The sequence below is a fragment of the Streptomyces sp. NPDC059900 genome (assembly GCF_050270335.1).
Lineage (GTDB): Bacteria > Actinomycetota > Actinomycetes > Streptomycetales > Streptomycetaceae > Streptomyces.
Map to the genome: position 1 here is coordinate 1 of NZ_JBNNJZ010000713.1, position 3,767 is coordinate 3,767.

General features: G+C 70.3%; 4 protein-coding genes. 2 read left to right on the forward strand and 2 right to left on the reverse strand.

What is annotated here, in order from left to right:
- Together lnt and ACQKIP_RS42535 are read left to right on the forward strand one after the other, a co-directional pair.
- Nucleotides 1-967, forward strand: a 967-nt coding sequence (lnt, locus tag ACQKIP_RS42530) for an apolipoprotein N-acyltransferase (RefSeq protein ID WP_427745464.1), incomplete at its 5' end; no start/stop codon positions are given.
- An 18-nt stretch (nt 968-985) separates the two neighbouring features.
- Nucleotides 986-1,459, forward strand: coding sequence for an NUDIX hydrolase (locus tag ACQKIP_RS42535; protein WP_365859780.1), 474 nt, complete (start codon nt 986-988; stop codon nt 1,457-1,459).
- 27 nt (nt 1,460-1,486) lie between these two features.
- Here ACQKIP_RS42535 and ACQKIP_RS42540 read toward each other — a convergent pair whose 3' ends face one another.
- Complete coding sequence (locus ACQKIP_RS42540) at nt 1,487-3,049, reverse strand: GMC family oxidoreductase (RefSeq protein WP_365859779.1); 1,563 nt, start codon at nt 3,047-3,049, stop codon at nt 1,487-1,489.
- A 53-nt stretch (nt 3,050-3,102) separates the two neighbouring features.
- Nucleotides 3,103-3,767 (reverse strand): amino acid permease (locus ACQKIP_RS42545; RefSeq protein ID WP_427745466.1); only part of this gene is annotated, 665 nt, incomplete at its 5' end.

Here is a 3,767-nt window from a genome sequence, read left to right on the forward strand (position 1 = left end):
GCCCGGGCTGGCGGTGTTGGTCCGGGTGGCGGGTGGGTTCGCCGGGGGTCCGCTGGTCAGCGACGACGCCGTGGACGGCACCGCGCCCGTCGCCGCCGTGCAGGGCAACGTCCCGCAGGCGGGCCTGGAGTTCAACGCCCAGCGCCGCGCGGTGCTCGACCACCACGTGCGCGAGACGCAACGCCTCGCGGACCGGGTGAAGGCGGGCAAGGCCGAGCAGCCCGACTTCGTCCTGTGGCCGGAGAACTCCTCCGACATCGACCCGTTCACCAACCCGGACGCCCGCGCGGCGATCGAGCGCGCTGCCAAGGCGATCGGCGCCCCCGTCTCCGTGGGCGGAGTCGTCGAGAGCAAGGACGGCAAGCTCTTCAACGAGCAGATCCTGTGGGACCCGGTCAAGGGCCCCACGGACACCTACGACAAGCGGCAGATCCAGCCCTTCGGCGAGTACATCCCGCTGCGCGGCATCGTGGGCTTCTTCAGCAGCGACGTCGGCATGGTGCGCCAGGACTTCAGCCGCGGCACCAAGCCCGGCGTCTTCACCATGGCGGGCACCAAGGTGGGCCTGGCCACCTGCTACGAAGCCGCCTTCGACTGGGCCGTGCGGGACACGGTCACGCACGGCGCGCAGCTCATCTCGGTGCCCAGCAACAACGCGACGTTCGACCGCAGCGAGATGACGTACCAGCAGCTGGCGATGTCACGGATCCGCGCCGTCGAGCACAGCCGCACCGTCACCGTGCCGGTGACCAGCGGTGTCAGCGCGATCATCATGCCGGACGGGCGGGTCTCCCAGAAGACGAAGTGGTTCACCGCCGACTCGCTGGTCGAGGAGGTGCCGCTGCGCTCCTCGCAGACACCGGCCACCCGGCTCGGCACCCTGCCCGAGGGCATTCTCGTGCTCATCGCCGCCGGCGGCCTCGGCTGGGCGGTCACGGGGGCCGTGCGGGCCGGGCGCACCCGGTAGGCCGTTAGGGTCGGGGGCATGGCTACCCCTGACTTCATCCACACGATCCGGGCCGACGCGGGCCACCAGCTGTTGTGGCTCCCCGGGGTCACCGCCATCGTCTTCGACGACGAGGGCAGAGTGCTCCTGGGGCGGCGCGCCGACAACGGCAAGTGGTCGGTCATCGGCGGTATGCCGGACCCGGGGGAGCAGCCCGCCGCGTGTGCCGTGCGCGAGGTGTTCGAGGAGACCGCGGTGCACTGCGTGCCCGAGCGCGTGGTGCTCGTCGAATCCCTCGACCCGGTGACCTACCCCAACGGCGACAAGTGCCAGTTCATGGACATCACACTGCGCTGCCGGGCCGTCGGCGGAGAGGCGCGGGTCAACGACGACGAGTCGCTCGACGTGGCCTGGTTCGCCCTGGACCAGCTGCCGGACCTGCACGAGTTCAGCCTCTTCCGGATCAAACAGGCCGCGGCGCAGGATCAGCCGACGTGGTTCGACCGGGCGTGATGCCCGGCGCGGCCCGGCCCGTCCTGCTCAGGTCGCCTTGAGCATGTCCGCGCACTTCTCGCCGATCATCATCGTGGTGATGCAGGGGTTGACCGCCGGCAGGAACGGCATGACCGACGCGTCGGCGACGCGCAGGCCGGTGACGCCCTTGACCCGCAGCTGGGGGTCGAGCGGCGAGTCCGCGTCGTCGCCCGCGCCCATCCGGACGGTGCCCGCCGGGTGGTAGACGGTGTTGTGGGTCTGGCGGATGTAGGCGAAGAGCTCGTCGTCGGTCGTGGCGTCAGGACCCGGTGCCAGTTCGGCGCCCGCCCAGCCTGCCATCGGGGCCTGCGCCGCGATCTCGCGGGCCAGCCGCAGTCCGTACGTCATCACGCGGATGTCGTGCTCGTCGGTGAAGTAGCGCGGGTCGACCTTCGGCTTGTCCCGGAAGTCGCGGGTGCGCAGCCGGACCGTGCCCATCGAGCGGGCGCGGGTGACGTTCGGGGTGAGGCAGAAGGCGTTGTCGGTGGTCGGATAGCCGCGCCGGTAGGTGTTCATGTCGAAGGGCACCGAGCCGTAGTGGAACATCAGGTCCGGGCGGTCCAGGCCCGGTTCGGTGTCCGCGAAGATGCCGATCTCCCACCACTGGGTGGAGGAGGTGACCATCGGCTGCTTCGCCTCCCACATGATCACGCCCTCGGGGTGGTCCTGGAGATGGGAGCCGACGCCGGGGGAGTCCGCCCGCACCTCGACGCCGCACTCCCGCAGATGCCCGGCGGGACCGATGCCCGACAGCATCAGGAGCTTGGGCGAGTCGATGGCCCCGCAGGAGACGATCACCTCGCGGCGCGCCGAGACGCTGCCGCTGTGGATGGTGTCGGGCTCCAGGTACTCGACGCCCGTGCAGCGCTTGCCCTCGTCGAACAGCAGCCGCTTGGCCTGGAGCCCCGTGCGGATCTCCAGGTTGGGCCGCTTGCCGATGACCGGGTGCAGATACGACACCGAGGCGGACGAACGGGTGCCGTCGGGCCGGGAGTTGATCTGGAACCAGTGGGCGCCGCGCTTCACCGTCGTACCGGTGTTGAACGGCGTGGTGGGGATGCCGGCCGCCGCGCACGCCTCCAGCAGGGCTGTCCCGCAGGGGTCGTTCGGCGGGACGCTCATGATGTTCACCGGGCCCGAGCGGCCGTGGTGGTCGCCGGGTGCGTCGTTGGTCTCCAGGCGCTGGTAGAGGGGGAAGCAGTCCGCGGCGCTCCAGCCCGTGCAGCCCAGGGAGCCCCACTCGTCGAGGTCCTCGGCGGGTGCCCAGAAGGCGATGCAGGAGTTGTGCGACGAGCAGCCGCCGAGCACTTTGGCGCGGGCGTGCCGCATGAAGCTGTTGCCGTTCTCCTGCGGCTCGATCGGGTAGTCCCAGTCGTAGCCGGACTCGAGCAGGGCCATCCACTTGGTCAGCCGGAGGATGTTGTCGTCGCCGACGTCCGAGGGGCCGGCCTCCAGGACGCAGACGGTGACGTCCGGGTCCTCGGTCAGCCGCGCGGCGACGACGGCGCCTGCCGTGCCGCCGCCGACGACCACGTAGTCGAACTCGGCCTTGGGGCTCTCTGCGGGCATGGTGACTCCAGATCAGCGACGGATCGGCGACGATCAGCGGGCTTCGGCGGGCTTCAGGGGGCGGCCGGGGGCGACGGGGGTGTGGTGGGGTCGACGGGAGGCTCCTCGAAGCGGTGCTCGGCGAGGACGCCGGCCTTGTGCCGCTGCACGAACCAGTAGTAGGCGAAGCCGCCGCAGGCCACGATCCCGATGAAGAGGAACGCGCCCCAGCGCAGATACCAGTGCTGCGGTCCGGTCGCGTTGTAGACCTCCGCGCGCGGCCAGGCCAGGTTCAGGGACATGGCCGCGCCCCAGAGCACGGCGAGGATGTTGACCGGCAGACCGAACTTGCCGAGCGAGAACTTGCCCTCCGCGGGCTCCCACTGGCCGCGCAGCCGCCTGATCAGCATCGGCAGGGTCACCAGGAGATAGGCCAGGTAGATCATGATGATCGCGATGCTCGTGATCACGGAGAAGATCTGCGGCTGGTTGATGTTGATGACCAGGATGCCGACGCCGACGAGCCCGATGATGATCGCGGGCAGTACGGGGGTCTGGAAGCGCGGGCTGACCTTGGCGAGCAGCGAGGACGCGGGCAAGCAGCCGTCGCGGGCCATGGCGAACGCGAGGCGGATGCCCGCGGCCTGCACCGCGAGTTCGCAGACGGTGATGGCGATGACCACGCACCACAGCACGATCTCCCCGATGGTGGAGCCGAGCGTGCTCAGGACCACGTCTG